This is a genomic window from Bremerella cremea (assembly GCF_039541315.1).
Taxonomy (GTDB): domain Bacteria; phylum Planctomycetota; class Planctomycetia; order Pirellulales; family Pirellulaceae; genus Bremerella; species Bremerella cremea.
The window spans coordinates 2,370,896-2,387,048 of record NZ_BAABFZ010000003.1 but is presented as its reverse complement, the minus strand read 5'-3'; the positions used below and the strand labels follow the sequence as shown (position 1 = coordinate 2,387,048).

Here is a 16,153-nt window from a genome sequence, read left to right as displayed (position 1 = left end):
GGCAGCCGGTCTTCCGGAACAGACGTTGGCGAATCGCGTATTCAGGCAAGGCTCATCGATTCGCCAGGGACTGACTAGGCATCGTCCTTTTCTTCGTCTTCGCGTTCGCGGCGGTCGCCATCGCGAGGACCGCGTGGGCCACGTTCGCCATCACGAGGGCCGCGGAATTCTGGACGGTCGCCGTCGCGTGGACCACGGAGCTGTGGGCGACCTTCTGGTCGATCACCTTCACCACGTGGACCCTGGAAGTCAGGACGGTTGCGGGCCATGTCCTTCAGCTTGTCGCGTTGCTCTTCGGTCAGGATCGACTGGAACTTCTTCTGCATTTCTTCCTGCAGAGCACGCAGTTCTCGCTTCTGTTCGTCGCTCAGGTCGAGGCGGTTCATCACGAAACCAGGCAGCATGCCAGGGCCCATCGAAGCACCGTCGAAACCACCGCGGGTTGGACCTTCTGGTCGGGCGCCACCACGTTGGCCAGGACCGCCGGGACCGGGACGGCCACCTTCGCGAGGACCACGAGCACCTTCAGGTCGGTCGCCTTCAGGACGATCCCCATCGCGAGGTCCGCGTGGACCACGTTCGCCGTCACGCTGTGGACCAGGACGGTCCCCTTCGCCACGACGCATCTGAGGACGATCCCCTTCGCCGCGTGGAGGACCTTGGCGATCGCCAGGACCACGCTCGAACATCTTGGTCAATTCTTCCTTGGTAACGGCACCATCTTTATCGGCGTCAGCACGTTCGATCATGCCGGCAGCGCGGCTTTCGCCTGCTTCTTCTTTGGTGATCTTACCGTCGCCATCTTTGTCCAAGCCCATGATCCGTTCGATCATCACTTCTGGGTTGAACTGACGTTCGCCGCCGCCACGTTGTCCTTCGCGAGGACCACGCGGACCGCCACCTTCACGCCCTTGAGCGTTGGCCGTGGCGAATGCTGCGCCGACCATTGTCAGCGAAAGCACAACTAACGAGTGTTTCCAAATCTTTTTCATAGTTCTTTTACTCTTAAGCATTCATGGGGAGGTTTATGGGTGAGTGTGCTGCCACACTCGTGATTGTTTCAACGGCACGATTACGAGCGACGAGGCCCTGGACGACGCATATCTCGTTCGTCCGGAGTCGCCCCGAGCACAATGTCGAACGAAGCGGCAAGCTCGTTCATCTTGGAATCGGGTACTGGATTGAAATCGGCGACCAACCGCTCACGCAGTTTCGGATCTCGCACATGAGAGAACACGCCGTCACGATCGTTGCCGGCAAAACCTCGAATCATCAACTGCGTTGTTAACAACTCGCGATCCCCTTGCTTCACCTTGATATGAATGTGAGGCGCCGGCCGGCCTGGGTAGGGGACCGGCTTGATCGTGCGGAAGCGATACTCTCCGGTGCTCCCAGTGGTAAACCGACCAAAGCCTTGAAAGTTGCGGTCGATTTGATCTTGTTTTTTGTCGCTGTCCGCTGTGTGCAAATAGACAGCGTTGGCATCGCACTGCCAGATTTCAATCGTTGCGTCCTTCATGGGAGAACCGCTCTCGGTCAGGATGCGACCGGTCAGATGCGTGATCTGTCCGACGGCTGGCGTCGTGCTGTCTTTGATGATGATCAAGTCGTTATCTTGATCGAGTGGCATCTTGTTGGGATAGAAAGGACCTTCTGTCAGGGCCGGAGTTGGCTTGAGCAACTCTTCGGCGAACAGCCCTGGCGTCGTGAAGAACGCCGAGCCCATCAAACCCAGGAAAGCACGTCGGCCGGAACCGAATCGAGACGAGTTCATGAAATCTCCTCTGCAGGCAACGCGATAGTCGAAAAGCCAGGGACACGTTGCCATTGTCCCTCTTCCATTCAACCACGGAAACGCAACAGAGTTCCGATTTCTACTAACGAAACCGTTAAAAGAAAGTGGCGCGCCCCTCCCTTAAGGTGGATAAAGGCACGAAAAAACCCTGGGAAAGGCGACCTTTCCCAGGGTAATGGTTCGCAGGCTATCGGTATTCGGCCAGCCGCCTAGTGCTAACCGATTGGCTTACTGCTGGCCAAATGTCTGGCCTCGCAGGGCGTCGCCACCTTGGAAGTCGGTTGGCTGATCCAAGCCGCCGGTCAGCAGAAGACCGTCGATCTGGGCGTGAGCTTTGGCTAGATCGCCCAGAGCCGTGATGTAGTTGAGGTTGGTATCGAAGTACGTGCGTCGCACGATCAATACCTGGATGAACGAGAATTCGCCAGCGGTGTAGGCCTGTTCGGCAAGGTCGAGCGTTTGTTTTGCCTTCGGCAGAATCTGTTGTTCGTACCGTTTGACGGCGACCAGAGCCGAGTCGTATTCCTTCGACACGCCCGCCAAGCGAGCCTTCAGCGACATCTCGATCCGCTTCACATCGTGCGTCGCACGGCAGTACTCGCGATAGGCCGCCGAGATGTTGCCACTGTTATCGTTGAAGACCGGGATCGGGGCACCGACGGAAAGGTTGACCATCCCGCTGCCGGTTCCGTTGTCGTGACCTGCTTGAAGCTGAGCCGTCACATTCGGGATGGCCTGAACCTCTTGGCGAGACATGTTGGCTCGGGCCTGGTTCACGCGGCTATAGCTGGCGCGAAGCTCTGGACTGCTGCCCAACAACGTGGAGTAGATGTTCTCCCAGTTCATGTTGGCCGAATCGGGGCTCAGCTCGCCATCGAGTCGGGCCCGGTCCATATCAGGCACGCCTGCCGTCGCGGCCATCTCTTGCCAGGCAGCTTCCCAGGCGATGTCGGCCTGCTGACGGAGGACTTCGACTTCGTTGAGTTGGATCTCGGCCTGAAGCTGATCCGACTGCGAAGCTTCGCGGGCCTCGAAGCGTTTCTTGGCCAGATCCGCACCTTTCGCCACGACGGTCTGGAAGTCTTCGATCACATCGATCCGTCGCTGAGCAACCAGGGCATCGACGAACGCCAGACGAACGTCGGTCATCACCCGGTAACGTTGCGACTCGACATCCCAGCGCTGGGCTTCAGCCGCATGTCCGAGCACATTCTGGTTGAGGCCAAGTTTATGGGCCGTGACGAATTCGCGTTCAACCGAGACCACATGCTGATCGGTGTTGGCATCAGCCAACTGGCTGGCCTGGTAACCAACGATTGGGTTCGCCGACAGACCGACCTGGTATTGATAGTCGGATGCCGCCAAGGCCGAGGCCGAGCTTTGGCGAATGGTTGGATTATTGGCCAAGGCCAGGTCCTGCATGTACTGCAACGTGACGCCTGGTTCGGCGGAGGTTGGCACGCGCGGAGGCGTCGGGGCCTGGGCAATGTTAAAAATCGGCCCGTCGATCAATTCGTTCTGCGGCGGTAGGATCGCGGTTGGAATCAGCGACGTCGATTCGATGACGCTATGGTGTTGATCGTGCGAAACCAGTTCCGCTTCAGGAACTGGTTGGGCGACTTGCGCCGGCAACTTGGCAGCGGCCGAGACTTCCGGCGGAGCGACCGGTTCGTGATAGGCTTGTTTCCACGAACCAGGTCCGCTGGTACAGCCCACGATGCCGGTCAGGCCGAGGGCAATCCACCAATTTCCACGATTCGTTTTCCAATCCACCATCGTCGCCCCCAGTGCTGCCAGCAGACGTTGCAAGCAGTGCCAACGCGAATATCGAAATAATCCACACTGTGGGAATTTTCGGCAGTACAGACAAACTGCGTTGACGCAAAAGAGGCACAGCTTTCGTCTCCGCAGTCCAATGCTGGGAAGATATAGCGTTTCGGCGGGTCGTTCAGGCGAAAGAGTGGGATGCCAGTAGGAAACTACTGCAGGATGTCGTAGTCGATCTGTACCAAACCTTGCTGGAAGGTGCTCGAGTTCTTGAGCTTCAGGCGGGTATCACGTCCCACATACGAGACCAGCGGCAAGCCTTGTCCCAGGATGATTGGCTGAATAAACACCTTCAGTTCGTCGATCACTCCGGCATGCAGGAACGATGCTGCTAGCTGACCACCACCAACCAGCCAGATATCTTTGCCAGGCTGCTTTCGGATCCAGCGAACGAAGTCGGTCACCGGCTGACGGACGATCTCGGCGTGCTGACATTGCAGCAGCTTGCGAGAGAAGACGTAGTTTTGCTTCTCGGCATAAGGGTAGGGGCCAAAGGTCAGGACCTGTTCGTAGGTAGTCCGACCTTGGATGACGGTGTCGATCGAATTCAGGAATTCCGAGAAACCAAAGTCCTCGTTTCCTTCGGCCTGGGTTAGCCAATCGATCGCCCCATCGGGCCGAGCGATGTATCCATCCAGGCTGGCCGTGACGAAGTAGATAATCTTTCTCACAGAATCATTTCTCCAAACGCTGTTTCTTACAGACGCAAGGGAATCGGTGCAGCGAATCCTTGAAGCCTTGGGTACGTCACCAGGAAGAAACGGTTCGAGATGTTCCGATCAATCTTTTGGCATCGGCGCCGGCTGATTCGATCCGCTAGCGGCGCTGGAAGGAATGATCAATTTGAGCGGGTCCTTCACACTGGTCAGCGTCCCCCAGGTCGGCACCATGAAGCTTTGCCGCGGGGCAGGGGATCTCGATTGATTGTCGACCAGTACAAACACCGACGGACCAAGAAACAACGCCAGGTGATCGTCGAGCTGACGATGCGTCGGCGCGAAAACCACGGCACTGTCGACCTTCCCCAGTTGGCCTTGCTGCAGCGTGTGATAGCCAATCACAAATGGCGGACTCCAACTTTCTGATGTGGACGCCAACAGGAACTCTTGAGCGCTAGGATAGCTTCCTTGTTCCAGCTTATGCTGTTCGACCAGGCGAATCGCCCGCGTCAGTTCCAGCCTCGAGTGATGATTCGACCAAACCATCGTTGCTTGTTGGCAATGATAGAAGGCCGCCGAGGTACTTACCCACGCGCTACGATCAACCAAAATTCCAGGGAACTTCGCATGCACCGAGTTGGCATAGCGATCCGACGTCGGCAGAAAGCCGGTGTTGATTTGCTGCTGGAGTCGAGCAAATCGATTCGGGATGTTTTCCTGATAGATAATCCGCTCGGCCGCCATTCGATACCATGCTTTGAACTCGTTCGGCTTCACCTCGCTCATCGCCAGTTGATCGTCGATCGAACGAATCACCGCTTGGCTAAGATCGCGTTTCAGATTGCGTCGGATCGCCCCGCTGAGGTCTCCCATATCGACGAGCATCTCTTGATACACGTTGTCCGGAACAGGACTGATGTGACCGAGAAACGCTTGAAAGACGAGATACCGAAACGCTTCAATCTCGGCGAAATCCATCGAGTCTTCGACCCGGGCATCGATCGATTGCTGCTGCATCAGCCCCAGCAATTGCAGATCAAGCAGGGCCGAGTCGACATCGTTGTCGAGCACTTCGACCAACGCATGAACGGCCGTGAACCGAGCGACGGCCGGGTTCCAATGACGATACTCTTGGCCGACATCCAGCACGTTTTCGCGAAGCTTCTCGAAGGCTTCCTGATGCCGATGAACGTACTTGCGGACCTCGTCGGTCTGGTCGAAGTTGGGCAGAAAGATCTTGAGCAGTTCGCTGTCGGTTGTCGAGATCGCGATCTTTCGCTCTGCCGCGTCTTGCTTCAGCTTGAGCACCCAGTCTGGATTGGGATCTTGCATCAACGAGATGATCAGCGAATCGTGGACATGGGCCGCATCGTTAACCTGCCGAGGCGCGACCTCCTCTTGTGTCTCCAGGATCGCCAGATGCTTCTGACGTGTTTCTTTCAGCCGGTCGATCGCGCGCATGTCGGCCAGGAAGAACAACGCCCACACGACTGCCACGCTTAGAGGTCCCAAGACAATCATCTTCCAGGTCGTGCGACCTCGCGCCGCACGTTCGCGTTTGCCCTCTTCCGTTTGATGAGGCAGCAGACCGGTAATCGCGCCGAACAGTGCACCGATCAAATAGCCGGCACAACTGCTGATTTGCATGACCTCGAATGAGAACTGAATCATTCCCAGAGAAGAGAACGTCATCGTCCAGGGCATTCCCGCTTGGGTGGCCCCGTGTTCGAAGACCATCATCGCGAAGCCGACCGGTACGATGGCTACCAAAGCAACCAGCAGAAACCCGCCCACCAGGTTCCATCGCATCTTCAGACAGAGGTTGGCCACGCCATACCCGACCACGCTCCAGGCAATGGCAAACATCGCCATCAAGATCAGGTAAGCACTCATGGGGCGTCGCGAACGAAAAGGTGTGGGACTCAAGACTTCCGGAAGGTGAGGTGGCTATTTTGTAGCCATCTCGCTCGGTTATCTGCCAGGAGAAAAGTCGTTTGCAAACTGGCAGTTCAAGACTTGAGTTAAGGGGTGTTAGTTCCGAATGTAGAGCATTTCTGCAGAACGGGCGAATGAAATTTCCGCGACTTTTTCTGTTTTAACCGCGAAGTTGTGCGATCGTTTTGTGGGGGCTTTGCGTTCGAGGTGCCGATGGATTAAACCAGAACAATAGAGGCATTTCGTGGCATCCCGAAAGAAGGAAAAACACGATGGAAGGTCTTCACGTCGATGGCTGCAAGAACGCCATGGTCGCTGCTCAGGAAGAATTCGACTCGACAATGAACCGCTACAAGTCGCAGCTTAAAGAAGCGACTTCCGCCGAGGCAGAGGAAGCGATCCAACAACAAATGCGACAGTGCGAAGCGCGCCATCGCGATTTGATTTCGTCGCTGCAGCGATCGGTCTTTTAAAAAATCTATGGGAAGCATCGGCCGGCTCTTCCGGCCGCAATGGACTTCATGCAGTCATGCGATCTGCGCGTGATCGCCCGGCAAAATCGGTCTGCCTACTTCAGCCAGACGCGCCAGGCCCAGTAGCCAGTCACAAAGAGTGAAGCAAAGGCATAGACGCAGCACGCTCCGCCGGAAAGGGTCGTTAGCAACATGGGGGCACCTCGGATGGGGATCGGGGTATGTCGATGGGTACAAAGCAGATGGGGCCTGCTCATAGACTCTCTGAGACAACATTCCGTGGTCCAGGTGACGTGAATTTTTGCCATTCGGGGGCTGTATCCGTCCTTTCTTGTCAAACTGAGTCCAGCACCTCCACCATCGAGGGGAGCCGATAGCGAAAGACCGATCAGCCGACAGATTCGCTACCATCGGTAACCCACATGTCGCCGTTCTGCTGGCGAACTTCGAAATTTCGGCAACATTCATCTACGAAGGTCGAAACCTTACTTGTAGTGACTGACGGTTCCCCCGTCCGATTGATCTCGCTTCCTCCGCTTCGAGTTCCACATGGCCCGGCTGTTTCCTATTTTGTTTCTCATGATCTTCGTCGCCTTTGGCGTCGTTTTTTTGGGGTACGGACTCGGTCAGATCTTTCAAGCGCATCAGGCAACCCAGTGGCCGATGGTCCAAGGCGAAATCGTTTCATCCGAGCTGAAATCGCATACCAATAAGAATTCGCACTCGTGGAGGTGCGAGGTGCAATACGCTTATCAGGTAGAGGGCGTGTCTTACCGCGGCGACCGAATTGCGTTTGGCTACGACGGTACTAATCGCGAGAAACTGCATGCTGACCTGCATCGTAAACTGAAAGCTGCCGAAGTCGTCGATGTCTATTACAACCCGGCCAATCCCAGCGAAAGCTGCCTGGTCCCTGGGATTCGCCGGTCGGCATTTCTGATGATCGTATTCGGGCTGGCCTGGCTCGGGTTTGTCTTTTCGATGATGGCCTTGGTCGTGTGCGACGTACCGGTACGAAAGTTCATCCAGCGACTAGAGCACTGGAATAGTCCTTCCGCTCATATCTCTCGATCGGTTAGGTAAGCCATGACATCCGATATCATCGCCGCACTAATTCTGGTCCCCTTGAACCTGGGTGCGTTGTACGTCCTTGGCTATGGCCTGCGCGATCTCTACCGCGGCTGGCAATCGACCAGGTACGAGCGTGCGCCGGGCAAGTTGATTCAGTCCGAAGTGAAAGAGACCGTCCATAAAAATCGAAGGTCGTCGCGAACTGTCCATCAGGTCGAACTCAAGTACGAGTACATGGCTGGCGGCCGACCTTATGAAGGAACCGTGATCGCCCCCAGCTATTGCCCGACGCAAGATCGGCAGGATCATGAAGATTTGCTCGAGTGGTTGAAGTCGACGCCTCAGTTCACGGTCTTTTACGATCCGGTCGTTCCTGAGCGAAGCGTATTGATTCCGGGCGTCGATCTTGGAATGCTTTCTCAGATTGCGATAGGTGTCCTTTTGCTTTCGATCACCTTGGGGATCGCTATCGGCTATTTCCTGATTGCTGCCGGTGACCCGGGACTGGTGCATGACCTGGTCGTGCACTAGCGAAGCTACTTCATGAATATCTATGTCAAGGTTTTGTTTTCTGCTCTGGTGCTCATTGGAGTCGCCATCTTGAGCTATGGCATGACTGACGTGGTCCAAGGCTACTCAGCCGAAAAATGGCCGACCGCTAAGGGAGACATTGTTGATGCTCGGCTCCGTTCGTTCGCCAGCGGCAAAGGGGGCACACGATTCGAAGCGAAGGTGAAGTACACCTATCAAGTCAATGGTGCCAACTACGAAGGAGAGCGGATTGGGTTTGGCTATGGTGTTACCGATAGCCAAGAGCTTCCGCAAAAGATCGTCAACAAACTGAAGTCGGGCAAACAAGTCGAAGTGCGCTACAACCCAAAGCGTCCCGAAGATTCGACGTTAATCGCCGGCGTCTTTAGTGGTGTCCGATTTAACATCCTGGCAGGGATTCTGTGGATTGTCTTCTCGCTGGGCGGAGCGATTTTAATCAGCAATCGTCGCAGTAGAGACAGCCTTCCGGCGCGGATCACGGTGATCGAATAATGTTTGATTTCTGGTTGCCGGCGGCCATGCTGGCGTTCTTCAACCTGATCGGAATACTGCTGCTGGTGGCCGGCATTCGCGAGCTGCATCTGGCCTGGCGATCACGTCGCTGGGAAGAGACCGTCGCCACGATCGAAGAGAGTTCACTCGACCCTTGCAAACGCAAGACTAAGCATGGTGAAGAAGTTATCTACCTGGTGAAGCTGCAATATCACTACCAGGACAGGGCAGGGGACCAACACACGGGAAACCGCATCTCGTTTAGCTACCATCCGACCAAACAAATCGAAGACCACCAAGAGCTGTTCGACATCCTACAACCAGGACGAAAAGTCCAGGTCTACTACAATCCGAGCCGGCCAGATCAATGCACCTTAGTGGGTGGTGTCGAGCACGGATCCTTCTCAAGCATCATAATCGCGCTGATGTGGCTCTCGATGAGCATCTCCGTTCCATTGATGACGTATTGGCCCGATTTTTCCGACCAATTGTTAGTCCGCAGCATGAAGGTGATGCCGTAAAATGTAGTTGGTGGATGGACGACAATTTCGATTCGATGACCATCCCGACGACGTTAAACCAATGCTACAATGCAGGTACGGCGACGGCAGGTAACGGTCGATCGGACGCGACCATCCGTTTTGCGGTCTCACTCCCGTCTTTACGACCCTTCGGGAAGGAACACTATCATGATTCGCAGCGCACTTTTGGCCCTCGATAATTCTCCCTCCAGCCGAACCGCGCTGGAAATGGCCATCGCGTTTTGCCAGCGATACGCGGCACAGAATGAAGGCCGCACCGACGCGATTCATCTGTCAGGCGTTGCCGTGGTCGACATCCCTGGCATCAAGGCACCTACCAGCGTTCCGATCGGTGCCGGCGCGTACAAGAAGCATCGCGACGACACGCTGATCAAAGAAGCGGAAGAGCGTGCCGAACAGATTCTGAAGGACTTCGAAGATCGTTGCAGTTCGGAAGGCATTCCATTCACCGCGATCCGTAGCGAAGGTCTCCCTTACGAACAAATCGAAAGCCAGGCCCTCAGCCACGACGTTGTCCTGATCGGTCGCGATACCAACTTCCATTACGAAACCAGCGAAGATGTCGGAGCCACCGTTCGCAAGTTGCTGATCGACAACGCCCGTCCGGTGATCGTCTATCCCGAGCAGATGCCGGACAACCATCGCGTGGTGATCGCCTACGACGGAAGCAATCCGGCAGCCCACGCACTGCAGATGTGGACGTTGCTCGAAATTCGTGGCCCACAGACAGAAGTCCACGTCGTGAGCATCAGTGGCGAAGAAGAGAAGGCTCAGACGCGTCTGGCACAAGCCGACAAGTTCCTTCAGTTCCATGGCCTGAGTGCTCAACTGCACTACGTTCCCAAGACAGGTCGCGTGGTCGACTTGTTGGCCGAGAAGGTCAAGGAACTGAGCCCACGCATGGTGGTGCTGGGTGCCTATGGCCGCGGTGGCTTCAAAGAAACATTGTTCGGTTCGTCGACCAACCAGATGTTAGAAACGGCCGGCTGCCCGTTGTTCCTCTACAAATAGAGTTGCACCTGCATTCTGAAAATCATCGACGGATATCACCTGCTTCTGGGCTGGTGGTATCCGTCTTTTTCTTTGGTACATCGCGATTTCCGCGGCAAAATTGCCAATGCCCGTGGTTTCTCGGCGAATAACGGCCTGCTGGGATCGATCCCGAACGGAATTCTGCCTAGGCTCTTGTACCGACCACGATAATTGCTTCTTTGATTTCAGGAGACCGGTTGATGCCCTTGAAAAAGCACCTGACGCGCCGATCTGGCAAAATCAGCACAGGAACCTTGCTCATGATGGCAGGGGCCTCCGACGTACTGATGGCCGGCATCATGTGGATAATCATGGGTCAGGGAGACATGATCTTCAGCATTGTCTTCGGCGTGATGGCCCTGTCCGGCGTCGGCCTGGTTGCCTTCGGAGCCCTGCAAAACCTGAGGTAGGGGACTCGATTCTCGTCAACGCCTCGGTCAGATACTAAACTGGGAAGTAATGGAAAACGTCGATGTCCCGTTTTCCGGCCCGATCTATCGATTCCCAGGGGACCGATCGCTTGAGTTCCTCCACTCGAACCGTAGCTGCCAACGCCTCGCCCAACTCGATCATGACCCGCGTTTTCGTGGTGGTTTTGATCGGGCTGGTCATCTTGTTCGTTGCCTTCCTGGTCATTCTCAGCACGTCGAGTCACTCCGGTCAGCAGTTCTCGGCCGATGGATTCGAGCGGCGGAAGTTCAGCTATTTCGAGATCCTCGGCTACCGACTGACCGCGACCGAGTACTTCAATAACACCGGGAATCTCGAGAACGATCTAGTCAAACAGAAGTGGATTACTTCGTCCGGCAAAGCGAAAAAGACCGACTGGGTCACGGTCAGCCACACGATGCATGGCCACACCTACGTCAGCGATGCCAACATCCTGGTGAGCTACCTCGACATGAGTCAGCCAAACTCAGTCATCAACCTGGCTCGGTGGAGTCGGTCGAATCCTGGATACGCTTCGTTGATGTGGTCCGAGATCCAGAAAATGGCCGAAGGGAACATGTATCTGCTGGTTCCTGACATCATTCACCACACGGTGTCCCTGAGTCAGCAGGACGACAATCCGATCAAGCAGCCTACCTTGAAAGAAGATGAATCGGGCTACGACGAACCGATCTCGGATTTGTCGAATGAAGCCAAGGCCGAAGCGACCCGCAAGCAGGAAGAAATCGGCAAGGCGAGCCTAGATCCGTTTCTGATCGAGCTTTACTTGAAAGCAGGCAAAGCAGCTCAAGACGCCCAAGAGGATGCCCGCGCTCGTTTCTGTTTCGAGCAAGTACTGCGGCTCTCGCCCGAATCGGCCGAAGCCAAGTCGGCGCTCGATCAGCTTCCCCCAGCTCCTGAGAAGGATGAAGCCGAGACGCCTGAACCGGCAGCCGAGGTTTCGTCCGAAGAAGAAACCAATCTTTGATTTACGTCGATAACAATGCGACCACGCCAATGGCGGTCGAAGTCGCTGAAGCTTTGAGTCAGGCTTATCAGTCTGCTTTCTTGAACCCTGCCAGCCAGCACCAGGCAGGGCAGAAGGCTCGTCGGCGGCTCGATGACACGCGAGAAAGCATTCTCAATTTAGTCGGTGGCGAGATCACACGATTTGCCAGCGATCGACTTGTTTTCACGAGTGGCGGAACCGAAGCAAACAACCTCGCCTTGTTTGGTCTGGGCGGGGATATCCCCGGTCAGGTCGTCATTTCGGCGGTCGAGCATCCTTCCATTCGCGAAGCGGCCGAGCACTTGGCCAAACTGGGGCAATCGATGGAAGTCTTGCCGGTCGATTCGGCGGGGGTCGTTCAAATCGATGCCCTACGTCAGGCATTGGCTCAACCAACGCGGCTGGTCAGTGTGATGCTGGGCAATAACGAGACTGGCGTACTGCAACCAACCGCCGAAATCGCCCAAATTTGCCGGGAAAACGGGGTCCCATTGCATGTCGACGCAGTCCAGGCTGTTGGCAAGATCCCGGTGAACTTCCGAGAACTGGGGGCGTCGGCGATGACGATCACGCCGCATAAGTTCCATGGCCCGAGAGGGATCGGGGCGCTGATCCTGGACGATCGTGTGAAGCTAAATCCGGCAATGTTCGGCGGGGCCCAGCAGTTGGCGATGCGGCCTGGGACTGAAAGTGTCGAGTTGGCGATCGGTTTCGAGGTCGCCCTGCGACTGGCGATCGAACACCAGGCCGAGGCCGAACCAAGGATGCGAGAGCTCCGAGATCGCCTGGAAATGCTGCTGGGCGAGCTAATCGGCCCGGAAAACATCACGATTAACGGTCTGGATGCCCCTCGATTACCCCATACCTCAAACGTGTCATTTTCAGGAATCGATCGGCAGGCGCTGGTCATGTCATTGGACATGGCGGCGGTCGCCTGCAGCACCGGTTCGGCATGTGCTAGCGGGTCGTCGGAACCTTCCCCCACGCTGCTAGCCAGTGGGGCCGACCCGTCGATCATTTCCAGCTCGATTCGTTTAAGTTTGAGTCGCTTCACGACGCAGGCGGAAGTCGACGAAGTCGCAAGCCGCATCTTCAATTGCATCAATAGGTTACGTCGATCGTAAAACCGCGAAGAATCGCCCACCATGGCTAGTTTTCGCTGTGGAAAACCTCTATAATCGTGGCTTGGTTAACTGGTTGTCTGACAGACACTTCGGCAAACGAGCGACGGAGTTTGGGTGGTTACGGAGATCATCACCATTGCCTTGCCTTGGGTCCGGCAAGAGGATCCCGCCCTAATTGGGTCCGCCAAGCGGTCCATTGAGGGCTTGCGCCCGTTTGTGGCGGGGCCAGAAAACCGCATGATTCAGTCGGCGGTCGAAGCATTGAAGCAAGATGCTTCGCAGTTTTCGCCGTTGGTTCTCTTTGGTCCCAGTGGCTCTGGCAAGTCGCACTTGTTGCAGGGTCTGACGGGCGTTCTCGTCGAGAAGGATCCCGATCTCGAGATCCTGGCCATTACCGGTAGCGATTTCGCTCGCGAGTATGGCAACGCATTGCGGCAAGAGACCGCCAACGAAACGCGAACCCAGTTTTTCGGGACCGACGTTCTCGTTCTGGAAGATGTGCACGAACTGTTGCACTTTCCTTCGATGCAGCAGATCTTGCTGCATTTGCTGGACGAACTGGAACGCCGCGGTTGCACGGTGTTGGTTTCGTGCCGAGAGAACCCAATTGCGATGGATGGATTTTCATCGGAGCTTCGCAGCCGCCTTTCGGCCGGCTTGCTGGTTCCGGTCGTCCTACCCGAGCAGGGAACCCGCGAAGTCTTGATTCAAGGCATCGCGACCCGTCACCATCGTCAGATCACGCACATGGCCGCGCAGAAGTTGGCGGTCGCGTTTCCGCATGGCTTGTTGCAGCTCAGCGGGATCGTGAATCGATTGATCGCTCAGACCACCGCGAACCAGGTGATCGACACGACCATTGTCGACGCCTTACTGAAGAGCGAGCACAACACAGCGAAGATTAGCCTGCGTGCGATTTCGCTTCTGACGGCCAAGTACTTCCGCGTGAAGGTGGCCGACATGAAGGGAAGTTCGCGGCGGCAAAGTATCGTTCAAGCCCGCAGCGTTGCGATGCTGCTGGCGAGACATCTCACGGAAGAGAGTCTGAAAGCAGTCGGCAAACATTTTGGCGGTCGCGATCACACCACCGTCATGCATGCCGTCAGCAGCATTGAAGCCAAAATGAAGAAGGACATCGCGCTACGGGAAGCAATCACTGAGTTGCGAGAAATGATTCTCCAACGCAGCACCGACTGACCGATCAGGGTGTGAATTTCGAAGCGGACCAGAAGCTTTTCCGACTGGAGAAATCAGGCCGCTTCCGCAAGAGATTTGAATGATGGTGGACCTGAACGAGGTCTGCAAACAGGAGTAGTCAGTGGAAAAGATGTTGGGTTTGTGTGCGTAAATGTTGGAAGTCTGCCGGCTATCGACGCCGTTAGAAATCACCAACACCGCTAGCGAATTCATCGACGCGAAAACGACAGAAAGGCAACCATTTGGCGCCAGGTTTTTCACATCCTAATCGAAGTGGATTGATTCGAAGAACACCGAGCCAAACACCTGCCCAATGCCAGTTATCGACAGCTCGACGCGTCTCCTTACTACTACTACTCTTTCGAAAAACTATAAAGAAGACATTTGTTGGATTCACGAGCTCCATGAAAATCACGTTCGAACGCGAGAAGTTTCAGACTGCATTCCAGACGGCGGCGATGGTGGCCCCTAGCCGAAGTCCCAAGCCGATCCTGCAAAACGTCAAACTCGACGCCACCGAAAAGGCCACGATCTTGATGGCCACCGACATGGAGATCGGAGTTCGCATCGAGGTCGAAGGCATTGAAGTTGAGCAGCCTGGCAGCATGGTTCTGCCAGTCGCCCGATTCGGGTCTATTTTGAAGGAGGTTCGCGATGAGCGACTCAGCGTGCAACGGGAAGAGTCCCGCACCGTCGTGCAAGCACAAACCAGTAAGTTCACCCTGTCGAGCGAAGACCCCGACGAGTTTCCCACCGTGCAAGGATTCGCGGAAACGAAGTACCATGAAGTATCGGCTCGGGTTCTCAAAGAACTGATTCGCCGTACGCTCTTCGCCACCGATACCGAAAGCGGCCGCTATGCCCTGGGTGGCGTGTTGTTGGAACTGGGTGAGAACAGCATCACCGCGGTCGCCACCGACGGACGTCGTCTGGCCAAGATGGAAGGTCCCGCGACTCAGGTCGAAGGGCATGGCAACACCGATGCAATGACGATCATTCCATCGCGAGCCATGCAGTTGATCGAACGCAGCCTGACCGATCTGGATGCAACCGTGCAGATCGCTTCCCGCACGAATGACGTCCTCGTCAAAGTTGGCCCAGCCACGATTTATGCTCGCCTGGTGGAAGGTCGCTTCCCGAAATGGCGAGACGTGCTCCCCGAACAACGCGAAGCCGCCCATATCGAACTTTCGGTTGGGCCAGCATTCGCCGCGCTTCGCCAGGCAGCCATTGTGACGTCCGACGAGAGCCGTGGGATCGACTTCACCTTCGGTCATGGCTCGATGGTCCTGTCGAGCAGTACGGCCGAGGTGGGCCAATCTCGCGTCGAGATCCCAATCCCTTACGACGGCGAGAATGTCGAGATCACGATGGACCATCGGTTCGTCGCCGACTTCTACAAAGTGTTGGGAAGTGAATCGAACTTCACGCTCAACATTCAAAACGCCGAAAGCGCCGCGTTGTTCAGCACCGACGACAACTACGACTACGTGGTTATGCCATTGGCGCGAGATCGGTAGACGCGGGCGATTCGATGTGTTGTGCGGAACAGGCGAAACGGACTGCCCGCCATTAGTCGGCATCACCTTCAACGGATGAAACAGACATGAGCCAGCGACAGCCAGGCAAAGTGCAATCGATCAAGGGAACCTTGGCCCAGTTGATGGTCCAGAAGGGCTACGCCCAGGTTCAAACGGCCGATGCCACGCAGAAGGCCTGGGAGGTTGCCGCCGGAGAACGACTGGCCGAGCACAGCATCGCCGGCAACGTGAACCGTGGAAGCTTGCTGGTGATGGTCGCCAACTCGACGATCAGCCAGATGATCAGTTTCCAGAAACCAAAAATACTGAAGTCGCTCCAAGAGCAACTCCCCGATCACGGGATCACCGACCTGAAGATCAAAGTGGGCCGCATCGATTAAGTTCGCTCGCCCCGACGCAGGTTCCTTCTGCCTGGCAGAGGTTGATCCTCGGAACACAGAACACTTACCGAACAAAACTTGTCGTACGATACCTA

At 55.9% G+C, this 16,153-nt stretch carries 17 protein-coding genes; 12 read left to right on the top strand and 5 right to left on the bottom strand.

Translation table 11 applies throughout. From position 1 onward, the window contains the following. Positions 1-74: 74 nt before the first annotated feature. The 5 genes from ABD890_RS11920 to ABD890_RS11900 form a co-directional block, all read right to left on the bottom strand. On the bottom strand, positions 75-992 hold the full coding sequence (locus tag ABD890_RS11920) for an EF-hand domain-containing protein (RefSeq protein ID WP_345089239.1): 918 nt from the start codon (positions 990-992) through the stop codon (positions 75-77). A gap of 80 nt (positions 993-1,072) precedes the next feature. Continuing rightward, entirely contained in the window at positions 1,073-1,774 is a 702-nt protein-coding gene (locus tag ABD890_RS11915; protein ID WP_345089236.1) for a dioxygenase family protein, read from the bottom strand. 249 nt (positions 1,775-2,023) lie between these two features. Further along, entirely contained in the window at positions 2,024-3,571 is a 1,548-nt protein-coding gene (locus ABD890_RS11910) for a TolC family protein (protein WP_345089233.1), read from the bottom strand. 203 nt (positions 3,572-3,774) lie between these two features. Beyond that, on the bottom strand, positions 3,775-4,293 hold the full coding sequence (locus tag ABD890_RS11905) for a dihydrofolate reductase family protein (RefSeq protein ID WP_345089232.1): 519 nt from the start codon (positions 4,291-4,293) through the stop codon (positions 3,775-3,777). A gap of 108 nt (positions 4,294-4,401) precedes the next feature. Next, positions 4,402-6,174 carry a hypothetical protein gene (locus ABD890_RS11900; protein WP_345089229.1) on the bottom strand — a complete coding sequence of 591 codons (1,773 nt, stop codon included), beginning with the start codon at positions 6,172-6,174 and terminating at the stop codon, positions 4,402-4,404. A gap of 314 nt (positions 6,175-6,488) precedes the next feature. On the opposite strand from ABD890_RS11900, the gene ABD890_RS11895 reads away from it, so the two are divergent. The 12 genes from ABD890_RS11895 (at position 6,489) to ABD890_RS11840 (ending at position 16,058) form a co-directional block, all read left to right on the top strand. Continuing rightward, positions 6,489-6,689, top strand: a complete 201-nt coding sequence (locus ABD890_RS11895) for a hypothetical protein (RefSeq protein WP_345089227.1) — start codon at positions 6,489-6,491, stop codon at positions 6,687-6,689. A 549-nt stretch (positions 6,690-7,238) separates the two neighbouring features. Further along, positions 7,239-7,772 carry a DUF3592 domain-containing protein gene (locus ABD890_RS11890; protein ID WP_345089224.1) on the top strand — a complete coding sequence of 178 codons (534 nt, stop codon included), beginning with the start codon at positions 7,239-7,241 and terminating at the stop codon, positions 7,770-7,772. A gap of 3 nt (positions 7,773-7,775) precedes the next feature. After that, positions 7,776-8,291, top strand: coding sequence for a DUF3592 domain-containing protein (locus ABD890_RS11885; RefSeq protein WP_345089221.1), 516 nt, complete (start codon positions 7,776-7,778; stop codon positions 8,289-8,291). Between the two features lie 12 nt (positions 8,292-8,303). Beyond that, entirely contained in the window at positions 8,304-8,804 is a 501-nt protein-coding gene (locus tag ABD890_RS11880; RefSeq protein ID WP_345089218.1) for a DUF3592 domain-containing protein, read from the top strand. Continuing rightward, positions 8,804-9,325: a DUF3592 domain-containing protein gene (locus ABD890_RS11875; protein WP_345089215.1), complete on the top strand. Its 522-nt coding sequence runs from the start codon at positions 8,804-8,806 to the stop codon at positions 9,323-9,325. The genes ABD890_RS11880 and ABD890_RS11875 overlap by 1 nt, the downstream gene beginning before the upstream one ends. A 168-nt stretch (positions 9,326-9,493) precedes the next feature. Continuing rightward, positions 9,494-10,357, top strand: a complete 864-nt coding sequence (locus ABD890_RS11870) for a universal stress protein (RefSeq protein ID WP_345089212.1) — start codon at positions 9,494-9,496, stop codon at positions 10,355-10,357. A gap of 221 nt (positions 10,358-10,578) precedes the next feature. Beyond that, a complete protein-coding gene (locus ABD890_RS11865) occupies positions 10,579-10,788 on the top strand; it encodes a hypothetical protein (protein WP_345089209.1) in 210 nt (69 codons plus the stop codon). A gap of 62 nt (positions 10,789-10,850) precedes the next feature. Continuing rightward, positions 10,851-11,795, top strand: coding sequence for a hypothetical protein (locus tag ABD890_RS11860; RefSeq protein ID WP_345089206.1), 945 nt, complete (start codon positions 10,851-10,853; stop codon positions 11,793-11,795). Beyond that, a complete protein-coding gene (locus ABD890_RS11855) occupies positions 11,792-12,940 on the top strand; it encodes a cysteine desulfurase family protein (protein WP_345089203.1) in 1,149 nt (382 codons plus the stop codon). The genes ABD890_RS11860 and ABD890_RS11855 overlap by 4 nt, the downstream gene beginning before the upstream one ends. A gap of 114 nt (positions 12,941-13,054) precedes the next feature. Further along, positions 13,055-14,137: a DnaA ATPase domain-containing protein gene (locus ABD890_RS11850; protein WP_345089200.1), complete on the top strand. Its 1,083-nt coding sequence runs from the start codon at positions 13,055-13,057 to the stop codon at positions 14,135-14,137. Positions 14,138-14,541: 404 nt separating this feature from the next. Next, positions 14,542-15,657 carry a DNA polymerase III subunit beta gene (gene dnaN / locus ABD890_RS11845; RefSeq protein WP_345089197.1) on the top strand — a complete coding sequence of 372 codons (1,116 nt, stop codon included), beginning with the start codon at positions 14,542-14,544 and terminating at the stop codon, positions 15,655-15,657. An 86-nt stretch (positions 15,658-15,743) separates the two neighbouring features. Next, complete coding sequence (locus tag ABD890_RS11840) at positions 15,744-16,058, top strand: DciA family protein (protein WP_345089194.1); 315 nt, start codon at positions 15,744-15,746, stop codon at positions 16,056-16,058. The last annotated feature ends 95 nt before the right edge of the window (positions 16,059-16,153 follow it).

Coding starts and splice junctions, on each gene's coding strand:
- ABD890_RS11920 (WP_345089239.1), bottom strand. CDS start 992: ATGAAAAAGATTTGGAAACACTCGTTAGTTGTGCTTTCGCTGACAATG.
- ABD890_RS11915 (WP_345089236.1), bottom strand. CDS start 1,774: ATGAACTCGTCTCGATTCGGTTCCGGCCGACGTGCTTTCCTGGGTTTG.
- ABD890_RS11910 (WP_345089233.1), bottom strand. CDS start 3,571: ATGGTGGATTGGAAAACGAATCGTGGAAATTGGTGGATTGCCCTCGGC.
- ABD890_RS11900 (WP_345089229.1), bottom strand. CDS start 6,174: ATGAGTGCTTACCTGATCTTGATGGCGATGTTTGCCATTGCCTGGAGC.
- ABD890_RS11895 (WP_345089227.1), top strand. CDS start 6,489: ATGGAAGGTCTTCACGTCGATGGCTGCAAGAACGCCATGGTCGCTGCT.
- ABD890_RS11890 (WP_345089224.1), top strand. CDS start 7,239: ATGGCCCGGCTGTTTCCTATTTTGTTTCTCATGATCTTCGTCGCCTTT.
- ABD890_RS11885 (WP_345089221.1), top strand. CDS start 7,776: ATGACATCCGATATCATCGCCGCACTAATTCTGGTCCCCTTGAACCTG.
- ABD890_RS11880 (WP_345089218.1), top strand. CDS start 8,304: ATGAATATCTATGTCAAGGTTTTGTTTTCTGCTCTGGTGCTCATTGGA.
- ABD890_RS11875 (WP_345089215.1), top strand. CDS start 8,804: ATGTTTGATTTCTGGTTGCCGGCGGCCATGCTGGCGTTCTTCAACCTG.
- ABD890_RS11870 (WP_345089212.1), top strand. CDS start 9,494: ATGATTCGCAGCGCACTTTTGGCCCTCGATAATTCTCCCTCCAGCCGA.
- ABD890_RS11865 (WP_345089209.1), top strand. CDS start 10,579: ATGCCCTTGAAAAAGCACCTGACGCGCCGATCTGGCAAAATCAGCACA.
- ABD890_RS11860 (WP_345089206.1), top strand. CDS start 10,851: ATGTCCCGTTTTCCGGCCCGATCTATCGATTCCCAGGGGACCGATCGC.
- dnaN (WP_345089197.1), top strand. CDS start 14,542: ATGAAAATCACGTTCGAACGCGAGAAGTTTCAGACTGCATTCCAGACG.
- ABD890_RS11840 (WP_345089194.1), top strand. CDS start 15,744: ATGAGCCAGCGACAGCCAGGCAAAGTGCAATCGATCAAGGGAACCTTG.